The organism is Nocardioides sp. L-11A (assembly GCA_029961745.1).
Taxonomy (GTDB): domain Bacteria; phylum Actinomycetota; class Actinomycetes; order Propionibacteriales; family Nocardioidaceae; genus Nocardioides.
The window spans coordinates 4238220-4254249 of the sequence record CP124680.1; the positions used below are offsets into that span (position 1 = coordinate 4238220).

Below are 16030 nucleotides of genomic sequence, written 5' to 3' on the forward strand. Positions count from 1 at the left end.
CTCGAGAGTCCGCACGAGCGGAACGACACGAGAGGAGGTCGGCGTGGACGCGCACGAGTTCGACGAGTTCTACGCGGCCTCGTTCCGCCGGGTGGCCGGACAGGTCTACGCGATGATCGGCGACCTGGACGAGGCCACCGACTGCACGCAGGAGGCCTTCGCCCGGGCCTGGGCGCACCGGCGCCGGCTGAACCGCGCCGACCACCCCGAGGCGTGGGTCCGCACCACCGCCTACCGGCTCGCCGTGAGCCGCTGGCGTCGCCGCAAGCGCGGCGAGCGGTCCCCCGATCGGGCACTGCAGCACCACGGCGTCGCCGCCGCGGTCGACGAGTCCCACGTGGCGCTCGTCGCCGCGCTGCGCCGGCTGCCCGAGGCCCAGCGCCAGGCGCTGGTCCTCCACCACATCGCCGATCTCCCGGTCCAGCAGGTCGCGGCCGAGGTCGGCGTACCGGAGGGAACGATCAAGGCCCGGCTGAGCCGGGGGCGGGCGGCGCTCGCCGCCCTCCTCACCGAGGAGCCCGGCCTCACGGGAGGAGGCGCGACCCATGCCTGACCAGTCGGGACACGACCCCATCGACGACCTCACGCGGTTCCGGGCCGATCTCGGACGCGCAGGAGGAGACATGCCGCTCGCTGCCGCCGACGTGCGCCGCCGTGGCGACCAGATCCGCCACCGGCGTACGGCGCTCGTCATGGGCGGCGCCGCCCTCGCGGTCGCCGCCGTCCTCACCCCGATCCTCGCGCTCGGCGGCGACGGCGGCGACCGGGACCTGGTCACCAGGGACCCCGCCGCCCCGCTCGGCGAGCACGACCTGCTGACCGACGACGACACCGTCCACAGCGACGGAGCCGACTGGTTCCAGATCGCTCCTGAGGACGGGACCGCGGCGTTCCGGTTCTGCGAGCGCAAGAACCTCTCCGACTTCGGCGCGACCTCCACGCGGTGGCGCGACTTCGAGCTCCGCAACACCCTGGAGCCGTCCATCGCCGTCGAGGGCGACGGCTTCCGCGAGTCGATCGGCCAGTTCCCGGACGTCGCCAGCGCGTCGGCCGCCTACGACGCGATCGCCCGGTTCATCGCGAACTGCGCCGACCCCGCTCCCGGCTCCGTGCCCCGCGGCTTCGGGCCACGTCCGGTCGACGTCGGCCTGGAGGACAGCGAGGCACAGGTCACCGACATCCAGGCCGGTCCGGCGGAGGACATCGACCCCAGCGGCCAGGAGGCCTATCTCGGCGAGACCGGCATCGTCCGGGTCGGCAGCCGGATCGCCGTCCTCGACGCGGTGATCGTCGGCCAGGACTACGACTTCGTCGACGGGACGCCCGTCGAGCGGATGCTGCCGGTGGCGGCCGACCGGCTCCAGCCGGGCTCCGAGGAGCCCTTCGACCCCACGACGGTGCCCGGCACCAGGATCGCCGACGAGTTCCCGCTGGCCGCGGGCTGGCCGGCGACCGGCAGCGACAGCCAGGAGCCCCTCACCGGACCCCTGCGCGGGCTCGACCCGATCGTGCTGCCGGCCTGCGGCGTGGTGCCGCCGAGCCCGCCGCGGTCCGACCGGCTCTCCGCCCAGTGGGTCGACGTCGAGGACGTCCGCAACCGCCAGCTCACGACGTACCCGACCGAGGACGACGCGGTCGACGCCGTCGCGGCGTTCCTCCGGGTCTACCGCAACTGCCCGGAGGGACCGGTCGAGGAGGACGGCACGACCCAGCGCTGGGAGGTCCGGGAGGTGGCGACGGGCGACGAGGCCCAGGCCGTGCTGGGCTGGCAGCAGACCGCCGGTGGACCCACTCCCTTCGGCGACACGACGCTCGTCGTCCGGGTCGGGCGGGCGGTGCTCCTCGAGACCCGCGGCGGCCACGCGGGCAACCCCCAGGGCCGCGAGCAGGAGGTCGTCGACGCGATCACGGCGGACGCCGCGCAGGTCGTCGAGGCGATGTGCGCCTTCGCCGATGCCGGCTGCTGAGCCGGCCCGTCTCAGGAAGAGGCCTTGCCGAAACCTCCGCGGTGGCGCATCATCGGCCCATGACCTGGTTGATCGTGATCGCCGTCGTCGTCGCCGCGGGCGCCCTGTGGACCTGGGCCAGCCGCCACGGCCGCCAGGCCGCGGCGATCGAGCGCGCCCACCAGGCGACCAAGGCCGAGGTCGAGACCTGGCGCGCGCCCCACTCGACCACACCGAGGTTCTAGGGCTGCGACCGCCCACGACGTACGAAGGCCCGCCATCCCTCGGGGGGATGGCGGGCCTTCGTGTCGCTCAGCGACTCAGAGCGCCTGGAGGATCTCCCGGGCCAGCGCGGCGGTCTCGGACGGCGTCTTGCCGACCTTGACGCCGACGGCCTCGAGCGCGTCCTTCTTCGCCTGGGCGGTGCCCGCGGAGCCGGACACGATGGCGCCGGCGTGACCCATGGTCTTACCCTCGGGGGCGGTGAAGCCCGCGACGTAGCCGACGACCGGCTTGGTGATGTTGGCCTTGATGTAGTCGGCAGCCCGCTCCTCGGCGTCGCCGCCGATCTCGCCGATCATCACGATCACCTTGGTCTCCGGGTCCTCCTCGAAGGCCTGGAGCGCGTCGATGTGCGTCGTGCCGACGATCGGGTCGCCGCCGATGCCGATGGCGGTCGAGAAGCCGAAGTCACGCAGCTCGTACATCATCTGGTAGGTCAGCGTGCCCGACTTCGACACGAGACCGACCGGGCCCTTGCCCGCGATGGTGTGCGGCGTGATGCCGGCCAGCGACTCGCCCGGCGTGATGATGCCGGGGCAGTTCGGGCCGATCATCCGCGTGGACTTACCCTGCAGGTAGGACCAGACCTCGGCCGTGTCCTGGACCGGGACGCCCTCGGTGATGACCACGATCAGCGGCATCTCCGCGTCGATGGCCTCGATCGCGGCGTCCTTGGTGAACGCCGGCGGGACGAAGAGCACCGACACGTTGGCGCCGGTCTCCTTCATCGCCTCCGCGACGGTACCGAAGACGGGCAGCTCCACGTCGGCGCCGCTGGCGTCCTTGTGGGTGACCGTGGTGCCGGCCTTGCGCGAGTTGACGCCGCCGACGATGGTCGCGCCGGAGTCGAGCATCAGGGCGGTGTGCTTGGCACCCATGCCGCCGGTGATGCCCTGGACGATGATCCTGCTGTCCTTGTTGAGGTAGATGCTCATGTTCTCTGCTCTCTATCTCAGGCGACCGTGCCGCTGGTGTGGGCAAGCTCGGCGGCCTTGTCGGCCGCGCCGTCCATGGTGTCGACCTGGGTCACGAGCGGGTGGTTCAGCTCGTTGAGGATCGCGCGACCCTGCTCGACATTGTTGCCGTCGAGGCGGACGACCAGCGGCTTGGTGGCCTTGTCGCCGAGGAGCTCGAGGGCGCCCTTGATCCCGTTGGCGACCTCGTCGCATGCGGTGATGCCGCCGAAGACGTTGACGAAGACCGACTTGACCTGCTCGTCGTTGAGGATCACGTCGAGGCCGTTGGCCATGACCTGCGCGTTGGCGCCGCCACCAATGTCGAGGAAGTTGGCGGGCTTGACGCCGCCGTGGTTCTCGCCGGCGTACGCGACGACGTCGAGGGTGCTCATCACGAGACCCGCGCCGTTGCCGATGATGCCGACCTGGCCGTCGAGCTTGACGTAGTTGAGACCGAGGTCCTTGGCCTTCGCCTCGAGCGGGTCGGCCTCCTCGCGGATCTCGAACTCCTCGTGGTCGGGGTGGCGGACCTCGGAGGCGTTGTCGTCGAGCGACACCTTGCCGTCGAGCGCCTCGAGCTTGTCGCCGGCGAGGCGGGCGAGCGGGTTGACCTCGACGAGGGTGGCGTCCTCTTCGACGAAGACCTTGTAGAGGTCCTCGATCATCTTCACGGCCTGCTCGAAGACGGGCTCGGGGAACTTCGCCTCGGTGGCGATCTCGCGAGCCTTGGCCGCGTCGACGCCCTGGCCCGGGTCGATGCCGATCTTCTTGACGGCGTCGGGGTTGGTCTTCGCGACCTCCTCGATCTCGACACCACCCTCGACCGACGCGATGCAGAGGTACTGGCGGTTGGACCGGTCCAGCAGGAACGAGAAGTAGTACTCCTCCTCCGGCGGGGTGGCCGGGGTGACCAGGACGCGGTTGACCGTCAGGCCCTTGATCTCCATGCCGAGGATGTTGGAGGCGTGCTCGAAGGCCTCGTCGGCCGTCTTGGCGAGCTTGACGCCGCCGGCCTTGCCGCGACCGCCGGCCTTGACCTGCGCCTTGATGACGGTCACCCCGCCGATCTGCTCCGCCGCCGCCCGCGCCTCCTCGGCGGTCTCGACGACCGTGCCGAGGGTGGTGGCCACGCCGTGCTTAGCGAAGAGCTCCTTCGCTTGGTACTCCATCAGGTCCACTGATACGTCCTCACGTCTTGGTCAGAGGTTCGGTGCGCACAGCGGCACACCCCCGGGCACGATAGTCCTGACCCACGAGTAGGACGAGTCCGCGAGCCGCTCACGGGTCCCGACGTGACCGGGCTCACGCGCTCGCCGTGGCATGTCCGGAGAGGGCGTCGCGGCGGTGGACACCGGTTGCGGCGTTCTCCTGCGTATCCCCAGGGGCGGGACGTACGATTTCGAGGCCGTGCCGGCATCGGCTATCGTCGGCACGCACGTTTCACCCGGCTGTCACCCGACAGCCACCTCGGCCGGGGTCTGCTCGGGGCGTCGCCGGCCGGACACCAAGGTGAGATGCGCCTGCACGAACGTCCCCCCAAGGAGTCAGCAGTCGATGGGTAACCACCGAGCGGACCACACCGCGCCGCGCCCGGAAACGACCCTCGGCTCCCCCTCCCCCAGCTCTCCCGGCTACGTCGGCAAGCGCGCCGCGCGCCGCGTCACCGAGGAGACCCCCTCGACGTACGTCGGCAAGCGGGTCGCCCGGGTTGCCGAGCCGGCTGCGACACCCGCCCCGGTCCTGCCGGCCGCCACGATCGCGCCCGTCGTCCCCGTCGCCCGTCCGGTCGTCGAGCCGGCGGCCACGATCAGCGAGCCGACCCTGGCTGTCGAGGCGGTGACCCCCGCACGCACCCTCGACCGGATGCCCACCGTCGAGCTCCCCGCGCTGCGCGACATCCCGCTGGCCGACGGCCTGTCCGACTCCTCGACGACGCTGCGCGCGATCCAGCCCGCCGGCAAGCGTCGCGCCGTCCGGCACGCCGGTGCCCGCGGCCCGCTGTTCCGCGGCCTGCCCACACTGCCCGTCGCCGTCGGGGTCGCCACGATCGCGGTCGCGGTCGGCGGCGTCGTCGCCTCGGCCGACCCGCAGCTGGCCTCCGCGACCGACCGCCTCACCTCCCCCAACGCCCTCACCGGCTCCTTCGGCAGCGCCGCGGTCGGCGACCGCGCGCAGACCGTGAGCCGCGACTCCGATCGCGACGCGATCGCCCAGGCCGCCGGCTCCGACATCGTCGCCGAGGCGGAGCGCTCCGCCGCCAAGCGGAACACCGCTCTCACCAGCCTGGCCGCCGACGCCGAGAAGATGTCCGCCGAGATCGTGCTGAACAAGTGGATGCTGCCACTCGCCAGCTACCGCCTGACCGCCACCTTCGGCGAGTACGGCCTGTGGTCCAGCTACCACACCGGCCTCGACTTCGCCGCCCCCAGCGGCACCCCGATCCGCGCCATCACCAACGGCACGGTCACCTCCGCCGGCTACGACGGCGCCTACGGCAACAAGACGGTGCTCACCCTCGAGGACGGCACCGAGCTCTGGTTCTGCCACCAGAGCGCCTTCAACGTCTCCGCCGGCGACACCGTCCGCACCGGCGACCTGCTCGGGTACGTCGGCAGCACCGGCAACGTCACCGGCCCGCACCTCCACCTGGAGGTCCGCCCCGGCGGTGGCGACCCGGTCGACCCCGACGCCGCGCTGCGCCAGCACGGCATCACGCCGTAGCTTCAGCATCATCGTTCTCCAGCGCCGTCCGAGGCGCTCGGCGAGGATGACCGGGTGACCGACGCAGGGCCATTGACCGACGCCGACCTCGTCGAGTTGGACCGCGCTCTGAAGCGCCGGTGGGCGGCGACGTGGGTCGCCGTCATCGGCACACCCATGATTGCCTGCCTAGTGGCGTTCCTCATCTCGTCGGTGCGCTATGTGTGGTTGCTGGACGAGGATGCGCGCGCCGACCGCACGATGTTCTCCTATTCGTCCGAAGACGTCCCCGCGTGGTCTCTTTCATCGACGGCGACCATCGCGATCGCCCTCGGGACATCGGCCGCTCTGATCACCCTGTTCGTCGCGACCGTGCTGACCGCCATGGAGAGGGACCGGGCGCGCGGCCCGGCGATCGTCAACCGGCTGATGCTTGATGGCCTTGCACTGGCCGCCTGCCTGGTCGGATCGATCGCGTGTTGGCTGGCCGCCTTCGCATCAGACTGGAGCACTGCCGACGGCGTGGCCGGCGCAGCGACGGCTGCACTATCTGGCCTCCTGCTCGCCGGCCTGGCCGCATCCGCCGAGGAGCGGATCGAGGCATCGCAACACCGGGCTTGGCGGACCCATCTAGGGACCGAGCGGGTACGTCAGGCCTGGTACGACAGCATCGACCGGACTGCACGGTATCCACCCAACCGTCGTCGCACCTTTCCTTGGCGGATCGGTCTACTCGCGGCACCCGTCGTTCTCCTCCCCATGGTCGCGGCCGACCTGGTTGCGGGCGTGGACCATTGGGATCGATGGGTCGGCAATCTCGCTGTCGTCGACGCCATCCTCACCGCGCTCATCCTCGCCACGTGGAGTTGGCGGGTCAGGCGCAAGGTGGAGCAGGTCAGGGTCGGTCGCCGGGTCTCGGGTTTGAGCGTCGGCATCGTCCTGCTCTTCGTTCCCCTCTGGGCCTTGGCCCTGATTGCCACAGCGACGACCAACTACACCTCGATCTGGGTCACAGTGACCCTGGCCGCGGCGCTGGCGTTCGGTCCACGGCTGGAGGATCACTTGAACTCCGCTTACGCGCACCAACTCCAGCGACGCGTCAGGTCACTCGAGAAGATCGGCTGACCTACAGCTTCTCCACCGGCGCGTAGCGGAGCAGCAGCCGCTTGACGCCGTCGGAGCCGAAGTCGATCGACGCGACGGACTTCTCCGCGGCGCCCTCGACCGAGACGACGGTGCCGAGGCCGAACGAGTCGTGGGTGACCTTGTCACCGGGGGCGAGGACGGGGATGGGGCGCGACGGCTTGGACTTGGAGGCGGCGTCGGCGCGGGCGGCGGCGGAGCTGAAGTTGCGACGACCGGCGGCGGTCGGCTGGCCGAAGCGGTTGCCGGCGTAGTCGCCCGCACCCCCGGGGCCGCCCGAGCGCCCGGAGTCGTACGACGGCCGCGACCAGCGGGTCTGGTCGGCCTCGGTGCGGCGCCAGTCGACGAGGTCGACGGGGAGCTCGCCGAGGAAGCGGGAGCCGGGATTCATGGCGGGGGCGCCCCAGGCGGAGCGGACCATGGCGCGCGAGACGTAGAGCCGCTGGCGGGCGCGGGTGATGCCGACGTACGCCAGCCGTCGCTCCTCCTCGAGCTCCGGGCGGTCGCCGAGGGCGCGCGAGTGCGGGAACACGCCGTCCTCCATGCCGGTGAGGAAGACGACCGGGAACTCCAGGCCCTTGGCGGTGTGGAGGGTCATCAACGTGACGACGCCCTGGTCCTCGGGGGCGTCCGGGTCGTCGTCCGGCGCATCGGGGATCTGGTCGGCGTCGGCGACGAGGGCGACCCGCTCGAGGAAGTCGGCGAGACCGGGCTCGAGGATGCCGGCGTCGACGTCGGAGGGGTCGGCCGACGGGCCGGCGACCGGGTCCTCGGCGAACTCGCGGGCCACGGCGACGAGCTCGGCGAGGTACTCCAGCCGGGTCTCGTCCTGCATGTCGTCGGAGTTCTCGAGGGTGACGAGGTAGCCGGATCGGTCGAGCACGGTCTCGAGGATCACGTCGGGCCGCTCGCGGGCCTCGACCATCTGCTGCAGCTCCTGCAGCAGCTTCACGAACGACTCGATGCTGGTCTGGCTGCGCGTGGCCAGGCCGGGAGCCTCTCCGGCGCGCTGGAGCGCCTCCCAGTAGGTGATCCGCTCCCGCTCGGCGAAGGCCCCGATGGCGGCCTCGGCCCGCTGGCCGATCCCGCGGCGCGGGGTGTTGACGATGCGGCGCAGGGAGACCTGGTCGTCGGGGTTGACCAGCACCCGCAGGTAGGCCAGCGCGTCGCGGATCTCCTTGCGGTCGTAGAAGCGGGTCCCGCCGACGACCTTGTAGGGCATGCCGGTGCGGACGAAGATCTCCTCGAACACCCGGGACTGGGCGTTGGTGCGGTAGAACACCGCCACGTCGGAGGGGCGCAGGCCCAGCTGTCGGTCGTCGGTGAGCCTGTCGATCTCCCCGGAGACGAACCGCGCCTCGTCGTGCTCGTCGTCGGCGACGTACCCGACGATCTTCTCGCCGTCGCCGGCGTCGGACCACAGCCGCTTGGGCTTGCGGCTCTCGTTGCGCTCGATGACCGCGTTGGCCGCGGTGAGGATGGTCTGCGTGGAGCGGTAGTTCTGCTCGAGCAGGACGGTGCGCGCGTCCGGGAAGTCCTTCTCGAAGTCCATGATGTTGCGGATGTCGGCGCCCCGGAAGGCGTAGATCGACTGGTCCGCGTCGCCGACGACCATCAGCTCGGCTGGCGGCACCCGGTGGGCGGGCAGCCCGTCGAGGGTGGTCGGGTCGTGCTCCTCGAGGTCCTGGCCGCAGAGCTGGTGGATGAGGGCGTACTGCGCGTGGTTGGTGTCCTGGTACTCGTCGACCAGGAGGTGCCGGAACCGCCGCCGGTAGGTCTCGCGGACCTCCGGCTTGAGCTGGAACAGTCGGACCGTCTCCATGATCAGGTCGTCGAAGTCCATCGCGTTGGCCTCGCGCAGCCGTCGCTGATAGGAGGTGTACGCCGCGGCGTACGTCTCGTCGATCGAGTTCTTGGCCTCGGCCGCGACCTCGTCGGGCTCGCGCAGCTCGTTCTTCTGGTTGCTGATCCAGTGCAGCACCGGCCCCGGCTGGAACTTGCGGGGGTCGAGGTCGAGGTCGCTGCAGACCAGCTGGATCAGGCGCTTCTGATCAGCGGTGTCGTAGATCGAGAAGTTCGACTTGAGCCGCTCGTAGCCGAGGTGCTCGACCTCCTTGCGCAAGATCCGCACGCACGCGGAGTGGAACGTGCTCACCCACATGATCCGGGCGCGGTTGCCGATCAGCTCGGCCACCCGCTCCTTCATCTCTGCGGCGGCCTTGTTGGTGAAGGTGATCGCCAGGATCGAGCCGGGGTGCGCCTTGCGCACGGCGATGGTCCACGCGATCCGCCGGGTCAGCACCCGGGTCTTGCCCGAGCCCGCACCGGCGACGACGAGCAGCGGCGCGCCCTCGTGTCGCACGGCCTCGCGCTGGGGGTCGTTGAGTCCCTCGAGGAGGGCTTCTGCGGTGAGGGCCGGAGGCGTTGCGGAGTCGATCATGCTCCGGCCAGCCTACGGCTCCGCTCCGACGGCGTGGCTGGTGGCGTCACGCACCTACCAGAATTGTCGTGAAACGCCGCCGTGCACGACGAATTCGGTAGTTGAACCGCCGACCCCGCGATCAGCTGCTGTGGACCGGCGACCAGAGCACGGCGATGCAGACCTCGGCGATCGCGAGGACCAGCAGACCGGCCCACAGGCCGTTGGGGATCCTCGCCTTGCGCATGTTGGCCATCACCAGGACCAGGAGCACCAGGCCGATGGCGAGCTTGACGCCCACCTTCGCGTGGTTGACCGGGTCGTCGCCGCCCTCGAGCACGCCCACGAGCAGCAGCCCGGCGAGGAACGCCGTACCGACGCCGTCGCGCATGACCCCGGTGACCTTCTTGTCGCCGGGGCCGGCCTGCGCCAGCAGTCCACCGATCAGGGCCGCGAAGCCGAGGATGTGGAGGATGAGCAGGATCAGGCGCAGGGTCTCCATGCGCGCACTCTATGCGGTGCGCCCGGCCTTTCAGCGACCGGTCGCCGAGAAGTGCTGATAGTCCTTCAGCGAGCTCCACGACCCGCCCCAGCTCCAGCCGATCCGGGCGAACTCCCGGACCACCAGGTCGCCGGCGTGGATGATGCCGGGCTGGGTCCGGGCTCGGTCGAGGTACGCCGACGCGCGCTCGGGCAGCACGACGTCGCCCTTGTGGTACGGGTTGAGGAACGGGTTGACGTCGATCGCCAGGCCGTAGGCGTGGGCCGACCACGAGGTCTGGCCGCGGGCGGCCCGGCAGACCAGCGCGGCGGTGTCGTTGCCGTCGCCGGTCGGCTCGGCCTCCAGGTCGGCGGTGGTCGGCAGCCGCATCTCCTCGATCGGGTAGCCGGCGGCGAACAGCGCCCGGAACACCGAGACCACGTCGTCGGCCTCCGCCGCCGCGAGCACCAGCTCGCCGGTGTGCGCCGCGCCGTCGAAGCCGCGGAAGGTGACGGTGACATACGCCAGGTCGGCCAGCCCCACCGGGCATGCCGGCGACCAGGTCTCCCCCATCCGCTCCCGGATCGCCTCGGTGACCGGGCCGACGTCCGCGTGGAACTCGCCGTCGACGGGCGGCGGCAGCAGGTCCGTCGTCGGGAACAGCCGGTGCCGCAGCGGCTTCGGGGTCGGCCGGATCTCGCCGTACCCGTCGGGGGTGCGGGGCAGGACGTGGACGCCGAGCTCCCACTCGGAGTACGCCGGACCGGGGTCGCTCGGGGTGGGCCGCGGACCCGCCGACGGGGGGCTCGACGGGGCGGACGGGTCCGCCGGAGGCTCGGCCGTCGGCCCTTCGGCGCACCCGGCGAGCAGCAGCGTCGCCGCGAGGAGGGCGGCGACCCGCCTCACAGCAGCCGGCGGTCCGATGCCCACCGCGTCAGCTCGTGCCGCGAGGACAGTTGGAGCTTGCGCAGCACCGAGGACATGTGGGTCTCGACGGTCTTGATGGAGATGAACAGCTCCTTGGCGACCTCCTTGTAGGAGTAGCCGCGGGCGATCAGTCGCATCACCTCCCGCTCCCGCTCGGTCAGCCGGTCGAGGTCCTCGTCGACGCTCGCGAGGTCGGCGGAGAGACCCGCGCCGGCGAAGGCGTCGAGCACGAAGCCGGCCAGCCGCGGCGAGAAGACGGCATCCCCGTCGGCCACCCGTGCGATCGCGTCGACCAGCTCGGGACCGGTGATGGTCTTGGTGACATAGCCGCGGGCGCCCCCGCGAACCGTGCCGATGACGTCCTCGGCAGCGTCGGAGACCGACAGCGCGAGGAAGCGCACATCGCCGTCCTTGACCCGGCGGATCACCTCGACACCGCCCCCGCCGGGCAGGTGCACGTCGAGCAGGACGACGTCGGGCCGGTGCTCCTGCACCGCCGCGACGGCCTCGTCGACGTCGGCGGCCTCGGCCACGACCTCGACCCGGCCGGCGCCCGTGGCACCGAGCTCGGCACTGACACCGCGGCGGAACATGGCGTGGTCGTCGACGACCACCACGCGCACCGGGTCACTCATGGGTCTCCTTGGTCTTCGACGGGTCGGGAGTGTGGTCGAGGTGCAGCCGGATCTCCGTGCCCTCGCCGGGAGCGGACCGGACCTCGGCCCGGCCGCCGTGGCGCTCCATGCGGTCGATGATGCTGCGTCGTACGCCGAGCCGGTCCTCCGGGGTGGCGTCCGGGTCGAAGCCGGCGCCGCGGTCGCGCACGAAGACGTCGATCCCGGCCGCGGTGATCTCGGCGTACACATCGACGCGCGGGACCCCAGCGTGCTTGGCGGCGTTGGTGGTCGCCTCCCGCGCGGCCTGCACGATCGGGCGGGCGGACTCGTCGTAGTCGCAGTCGCCGACCGCGACCACGTCGACGGTGATGCCGTAGGCGTCCTCGATCTCGGCGGCGGCGGCCCGCAGCGCACTGGCCACCGTGGCCTCGTCCATCGACTCGCCGGCGTAGAGCCAGGCCCTCAGGTCGCGCTCCTGGGCGCGCGCGAGGCGGGTGGCGTCGGCGGGATTCTTCTGGATCAGGGCCAGGGTCTGCAGCACCGAGTCGTGGAGGTGGGCGGCCACGTCGGCGCGCTCCTGGGTGCGGACCCGCTCCGCCCGCTCGTCACTGAGCTCGGTGAGCAGCCGGTAGACCAGCGGCCCGAGCACGATCACGAGTCCGCCGAGGGCCAGCAGTACGGCGATGACGGCGTCGCGGGCCACGCTCAGCGAGCCGTCGCGCAGGGTGAAGAGGACGAGCGCGACCACGACCAGGCCGACGCCGGCCGCGATCCGGGCCCAGGCGGCCCAGCCGCCCCCGCCGAGGAACACCCGCACCGGGTCGACCCGGTCGGTCGCGTCGAGCCAGCGCTCGCGCTGCGCCTCGTCGGCCTGCCGCCACAGCAGGGCGACGCCGACCACGGCGATGCCCAGGGGCCAGACCCACCAGCCGGTGCCGAGGACGGCCTCGGTGGCGAAGATCGCGCCCACGCCGAGGACGGCGAGCGTGACGATCGGGCCGATGTCGGAGAAGCGCCGGGAGCGGCCGGGGCGGCGGCCGTCGCGCGACGCGCTCGCGAGGCCGGGCGCCAGCAGCTCGGGCGGCGGGCCGGCGGGCAGCAGCGCCCACAGGGCGGCGTAGGTGAGGACACCGAAGCCGCCGATGACCGTGGTGATGACGAAGGCCGCCCGGACGATCCGGACCGACACACCGAGGTGCGCGGCCAGCCCGGCGGCGACGCCGCCGATCATCGGGTCGCGCAGGTCGCGCCAGGCCCGCCGGACGTCCCTGGCCGTGCCCGCGTCCTGGGGCGCGGGTGCGCCGGGCGGCGGCAGCGGAGTGGTCGCGGCGGTGCTCATGATGGCTCCATCGTCACACAGCGCGAGGCACGCGAGCAGGGGGAAGCACCCTGAGCTGACCCTGATGCCCCACCCCGGGGCGGCGGCACGGATCAGGGCTGTCCCCGATGGTCCGGGCCCGGTTGTGCCACCATGCTGGATCACATGAACGCACCGACCGACAGCGAGCGTCCGGGCCGGGATCCGGAACCGGGCGACCACGGCCCCCGCGTGACCCGCGACGAGGTCCGCGACCTGGCCCGGATCCGCCGCAGCCGCGACGACCGGAAGGTCGCCGGCGTGGCGGCCGGTGTCGCGCGGCACCTCGACATCGACCCGCTCCTCGTGCGGATCGCCTTCGTGGTGCTCACCTTCTTCGGCGGCGGCGGCCTCATCCTGTACGGCGTGTGCTGGCTGTTCGTGCCCGAGGAGGGCACCGAGGACACGGTGATCCGCGTCGACGAGGGCGTGCGCACGGCAGCCCTCATCGTCGGCGGGATCATCACCGTCGCGTCGGTGGTCGGCGACACCGTCGGCGGCCCGGACTTCCCGTGGCCGCTGCTCCTCGCCGGACTCGTGCTGATCGTGGTGCTGGGCGGCAAGCAGGCGATCAAGCCGAGCGGCCCGACCCATCCCTGGCTACGGGGCGGACCGCCCGTCCCGCCGCCGGACGGCCCTGCCGCGGGCGGCACCGGCCACCCGGGGTACTCGGGCTACCCGGGGTACCGCCCCGGTCCCCCGCCCGCGCCGCGCCGGCCGCGCGACCCGCGGCGCCGTGGCCCGCTGCTCTTCCCGTTCACGCTGGGGCTCGCGGCCCTCGGCGTGGGCATCCTGGTCACCCTCCGCCTCGCGGGCGTCGACATCGAGCCCTCGGCATACCCCGCCACGGTGCTGGGCGTGACCGGCCTGATGCTCCTCGTCGGCGCGTTCTACGGCCGGGCCGGGGGGCTGATCCTGGTCGGCCTGATCGCCGCGGCCGCCACGGCGGTGACGTCGGTGACCGGCAACCTGGCGATGGGGCAGGTCAAGCCGGTGCTGCAGCAGGCCGCCGACCTCGACCGCTCCTACGACCTCGGGGTCGGCGAGATCCTCATCGACCTGCGCGACATCCGCGACCTGGATCAGCTCGACGACCAGACCCTCAGCCTCGAGCTCGGTGTCGGCCACATCCTGGTCCTGGTGCCCGAGAACGGTCTCAACGTCGAGGCCAGGGCGACCATCGACGCCGGCGAGGTCTCCATGTTCGGCAAGACGACGAGCGACGACTTCCGCGGTGACAACGGCACCGTCGCCGGCGACCCCACCCTGACCATCGACGCCGACCTCGACCTCGGCCAGATCGAGTTCCGGAGCGCAGCATGAGCCACCCGACGAACGACCACGACGACCCCATCGCCGAGTACCCCCGCGAGCAGCCCGCCGCGGACGGCGCCCGCGAGCGCCGTACCGGCTGGCACACGGTCAACACCGGTCATCTGGTCATGGGCGTCGCCTTCACGGGCCTGGTGGTCGTGTGGGCGCTGGTCACCAGCGACACCGTGGAGCTGGAGGAGGCCGGCTGGCTGATGGGCCTGCCGTGGCTGGTCGCCGGTGCCGCCGGCCTGCTCGCTTCGGTGCTGCGCGGCCGGCGCCGCGACGACGACGCGGACCAGACCGGCTGGGACGGGCACCAGCTGCGAGGCTGGCAGTGACGCTGCCCGGCATCCCCAGCCTGACCGGGCTGACCTCACTGGTCGCCCTCGACCACCCGCACCTGGTGGCCCCTCCGGTCGCGGCCGCCCTGGGTGCCTGGCCGGGCGCGGAGCGGATCGCCGTCGTCGAGATCGATCCCGAGCTGGCCGACACGGCCGCGATGAGCGCGGCGTACGACGTGCCGATGGCCGCCGGCGCCAACTGCGTCCTGGTCGCGGGCAAGCGGGAGGGCGAGGAGCGGATCGCCGCGTGCCTGGTGCGCGCCGACACCCGCGCCGACGTCAACCACACCGTGAAACGACTCCTCGACGTCCGCAAGCCGTCGTTCCTCCCGCTCGACCGGGCAGTGGCCGAGTCCGGGATGGAGTACGGCGGCATCACGCCGGTCGGGCTGCCTGCCGGCTGGCGGCTGCTGGTCGATGCGCGGGTCCCGGAGATGGGGTTCGCCGTGATCGGCTCGGGGCTGCGCCGCTCGAAGCTCCTCGTCCCCGGCGACCTGTTCCCGAGGCTCCCCGGGGCCGAGATCGTGGCGGGCCTGGCCGGCTGACGCCGCCCGTTCTTGTAACTAAGGGTTACAGCACGATTTCGGGTGCAACAACGCCAAGGTAGTAGCAACAACGCCCGGGTAGATGCGCCCGGCGGGCCGGACCCGTCACACGGCCAACGGAATCGGCCACGCCACCTCATGGGCGACCACAGGGCCCGCGGCCCGGACATCTACCAGGGCGCTGTTGCTACTACCCGGGCGTTGTTGCAGCGAAATTCGCGCTGTAACCCTTAGTTACAAGCGGCCCGCGCACCCCTTAGTGGTCGAGACCGGTGACCCGGATGCCCGAATGGGTCTTGTACTTCCGGTTGATCGAGATCAGCACGGCGGTGAAGGGCTCGAGGACGCGGGCGAGGCGGAGCTTGCCGCCGTCGACGCCGGGCCGGCCGGTCACGGAGGCGGCGAGATCGATGGCGACCTGCTTGCCCTCGACGGAGTCGCCCACGACGATGACGTCCTCGTCGAGGAACTCGTCCTCGCCCCACAGGGCGGGGGCGGCGACGTTGTGGAAGGCGCCGACCACGGTCGCCTCGGGGGCGATCCGCGCCGCGGACTCGGCAGCCGAACCCTCGCCGCCGTCGATGACCTGGCCGTGGGCGCCGCGCTTGTCGAAGGCGAGCGGGTTGACGCAGGAGATGACGGTCTTGCCGTCGAGTGCGCCGTCGGCCGCGAGGGCGGCGACGAGTTCGTCATGGCCGTCGTAGGGGACGGCGAGGAGGACGACGTCCGCAGCGGCGATGGCGTCGGCGTTGGCCGCGCCCCGGGCGGTGCCCGCACCGGCCACCTCGGCCAGGCGCGAGGTCACCTCGGCGGCGACCGCCTCGGCCTTCTCGGCTGCGCGCGAGCCGAGGACGATGTCGTGGCCGTGGCGGGCGAAACGGTAGCCCAGGCCCTTGCCCTGCGGTCCGGTGCCGCCGATGACGGCGACGGTGTAGCGGTCGGGGGTGTCTGAAGAAGTCACGCTCCCTCCTATCACGGCGGCGAACCCCGCCGGGCCGGGTC

16 protein-coding genes are annotated in these 16030 nt (G+C 71.9%); 8 read left to right on the forward strand and 8 right to left on the reverse strand.

The annotated features are described in order from the left end of the window. The first annotated feature begins 43 nt into the window (after window positions 1-43). From QJ852_20415 to QJ852_20425, 3 genes are read left to right on the forward strand one after another with little or no spacing between them, the layout of a single operon-like run. Entirely contained in the window at window positions 44-553 is a 510-nt protein-coding gene (locus QJ852_20415; GenBank protein ID WGX95505.1) for a SigE family RNA polymerase sigma factor, read from the forward strand. After that, window positions 546-1967: a hypothetical protein gene (locus QJ852_20420; GenBank protein ID WGX95506.1), complete on the forward strand. Its 1422-nt coding sequence runs from the start codon at window positions 546-548 to the stop codon at window positions 1965-1967. The genes QJ852_20415 and QJ852_20420 overlap by 8 nt, the downstream gene beginning before the upstream one ends. A 59-nt stretch (window positions 1968-2026) precedes the next feature. Continuing rightward, on the forward strand, window positions 2027-2191 hold the full coding sequence (locus QJ852_20425; GenBank protein WGX95507.1) for a hypothetical protein: 165 nt from the start codon (window positions 2027-2029) through the stop codon (window positions 2189-2191). Window positions 2192-2266: 75 nt separating this feature from the next. Here QJ852_20425 and sucD read toward each other — a convergent pair whose 3' ends face one another. Beyond that, the gene (gene sucD / locus QJ852_20430; GenBank protein ID WGX95508.1) at window positions 2267-3163 is read right to left on the reverse strand and encodes a succinate--CoA ligase subunit alpha; all 897 of its coding nucleotides are present in this window, start codon (window positions 3161-3163) and stop codon (window positions 2267-2269) included. A gap of 17 nt (window positions 3164-3180) precedes the next feature. Then, window positions 3181-4362 (reverse strand): ADP-forming succinate--CoA ligase subunit beta, encoded by a 1182-nt coding sequence (gene sucC / locus QJ852_20435; GenBank protein WGX95509.1) that lies wholly within the window; start codon window positions 4360-4362, stop codon window positions 3181-3183. A 376-nt stretch (window positions 4363-4738) separates the two neighbouring features. Here sucC and QJ852_20440 point away from each other — a divergent pair, with 376 nt between their 5' ends. Both QJ852_20440 and QJ852_20445 read left to right on the forward strand, forming a co-directional pair. Next, the gene (locus tag QJ852_20440; GenBank protein WGX95510.1) at window positions 4739-5905 is read left to right on the forward strand and encodes a peptidoglycan DD-metalloendopeptidase family protein; all 1167 of its coding nucleotides are present in this window, start codon (window positions 4739-4741) and stop codon (window positions 5903-5905) included. Between the two features lie 54 nt (window positions 5906-5959). Beyond that, a complete protein-coding gene (locus tag QJ852_20445) occupies window positions 5960-7009 on the forward strand; it encodes a hypothetical protein (protein ID WGX95511.1) in 1050 nt (349 codons plus the stop codon). A gap of 1 nt (window position 7010) precedes the next feature. On the opposite strand, the gene pcrA is transcribed toward QJ852_20445, so the two are convergent. The 5 genes from pcrA to QJ852_20470 form a co-directional block, all read right to left on the reverse strand. Further along, window positions 7011-9467 (reverse strand): DNA helicase PcrA, encoded by a 2457-nt coding sequence (pcrA, locus tag QJ852_20450; GenBank protein ID WGX95512.1) that lies wholly within the window; start codon window positions 9465-9467, stop codon window positions 7011-7013. Between the two features lie 121 nt (window positions 9468-9588). Beyond that, the gene (locus tag QJ852_20455; protein ID WGX95513.1) at window positions 9589-9948 is read right to left on the reverse strand and encodes a hypothetical protein; all 360 of its coding nucleotides are present in this window, start codon (window positions 9946-9948) and stop codon (window positions 9589-9591) included. A gap of 30 nt (window positions 9949-9978) precedes the next feature. After that, a complete protein-coding gene (locus QJ852_20460) occupies window positions 9979-10833 on the reverse strand; it encodes a M15 family metallopeptidase (GenBank protein ID WGX95514.1) in 855 nt (284 codons plus the stop codon). Next, window positions 10830-11489 carry a response regulator transcription factor gene (locus QJ852_20465; protein WGX95515.1) on the reverse strand — a complete coding sequence of 220 codons (660 nt, stop codon included), beginning with the start codon at window positions 11487-11489 and terminating at the stop codon, window positions 10830-10832. Before QJ852_20465 ends, QJ852_20460 begins: the two co-directional genes overlap by 4 nt. Beyond that, entirely contained in the window at window positions 11482-12810 is a 1329-nt protein-coding gene (locus QJ852_20470; GenBank protein WGX95516.1) for a PspC domain-containing protein, read from the reverse strand. Before QJ852_20470 ends, QJ852_20465 begins: the two co-directional genes overlap by 8 nt. A 144-nt stretch (window positions 12811-12954) precedes the next feature. Between QJ852_20470 and QJ852_20475 the strand changes: the two genes are divergently transcribed. The 3 genes from QJ852_20475 to QJ852_20485 are packed head-to-tail and all read left to right on the forward strand — an operon-like array spanning window position 12955 to window position 15028. After that, window positions 12955-14151 carry a PspC domain-containing protein gene (locus QJ852_20475; protein ID WGX95517.1) on the forward strand — a complete coding sequence of 399 codons (1197 nt, stop codon included), beginning with the start codon at window positions 12955-12957 and terminating at the stop codon, window positions 14149-14151. Beyond that, complete coding sequence (locus tag QJ852_20480; GenBank protein ID WGX95518.1) at window positions 14148-14480, forward strand: hypothetical protein; 333 nt, start codon at window positions 14148-14150, stop codon at window positions 14478-14480. The genes QJ852_20475 and QJ852_20480 overlap by 4 nt, the downstream gene beginning before the upstream one ends. Then, the gene (locus QJ852_20485; protein ID WGX95519.1) at window positions 14477-15028 is read left to right on the forward strand and encodes a YbaK/EbsC family protein; all 552 of its coding nucleotides are present in this window, start codon (window positions 14477-14479) and stop codon (window positions 15026-15028) included. The genes QJ852_20480 and QJ852_20485 overlap by 4 nt, the downstream gene beginning before the upstream one ends. Window positions 15029-15284: 256 nt before the next feature. Here the strand turns inward: QJ852_20485 and npdG are convergent, their stop codons facing one another. Continuing rightward, window positions 15285-15989, reverse strand: a complete 705-nt coding sequence (gene npdG, locus QJ852_20490; protein ID WGX95520.1) for an NADPH-dependent F420 reductase — start codon at window positions 15987-15989, stop codon at window positions 15285-15287. Window positions 15990-16030: the final 41 nt, after the last annotated feature.

What these genes read in the sequence shown, in the direction of transcription:
- QJ852_20425 (WGX95507.1), top strand. Translation starts at nt 2,027, where the DNA reads ATGACCTGGTTGATCGTGATCGCCGTCGTCGTCGCCGCGGGCGCCCTG.
- QJ852_20465 (WGX95515.1), bottom strand. Translation starts at nt 11,489, where the DNA reads ATGAGTGACCCGGTGCGCGTGGTGGTCGTCGACGACCACGCCATGTTC.
- QJ852_20420 (WGX95506.1), top strand. Translation starts at nt 546, where the DNA reads ATGCCTGACCAGTCGGGACACGACCCCATCGACGACCTCACGCGGTTC.
- QJ852_20455 (WGX95513.1), bottom strand. Translation starts at nt 9,948, where the DNA reads ATGGAGACCCTGCGCCTGATCCTGCTCATCCTCCACATCCTCGGCTTC.
- sucD (WGX95508.1), bottom strand. Translation starts at nt 3,163, where the DNA reads ATGAGCATCTACCTCAACAAGGACAGCAGGATCATCGTCCAGGGCATC.
- QJ852_20475 (WGX95517.1), top strand. Translation starts at nt 12,955, where the DNA reads ATGAACGCACCGACCGACAGCGAGCGTCCGGGCCGGGATCCGGAACCG.
- QJ852_20470 (WGX95516.1), bottom strand. Translation starts at nt 12,810, where the DNA reads ATGAGCACCGCCGCGACCACTCCGCTGCCGCCGCCCGGCGCACCCGCG.
- pcrA (WGX95512.1), bottom strand. Translation starts at nt 9,467, where the DNA reads ATGATCGACTCCGCAACGCCTCCGGCCCTCACCGCAGAAGCCCTCCTC.
- QJ852_20480 (WGX95518.1), top strand. Translation starts at nt 14,148, where the DNA reads ATGAGCCACCCGACGAACGACCACGACGACCCCATCGCCGAGTACCCC.
- QJ852_20440 (WGX95510.1), top strand. Translation starts at nt 4,739, where the DNA reads ATGGGTAACCACCGAGCGGACCACACCGCGCCGCGCCCGGAAACGACC.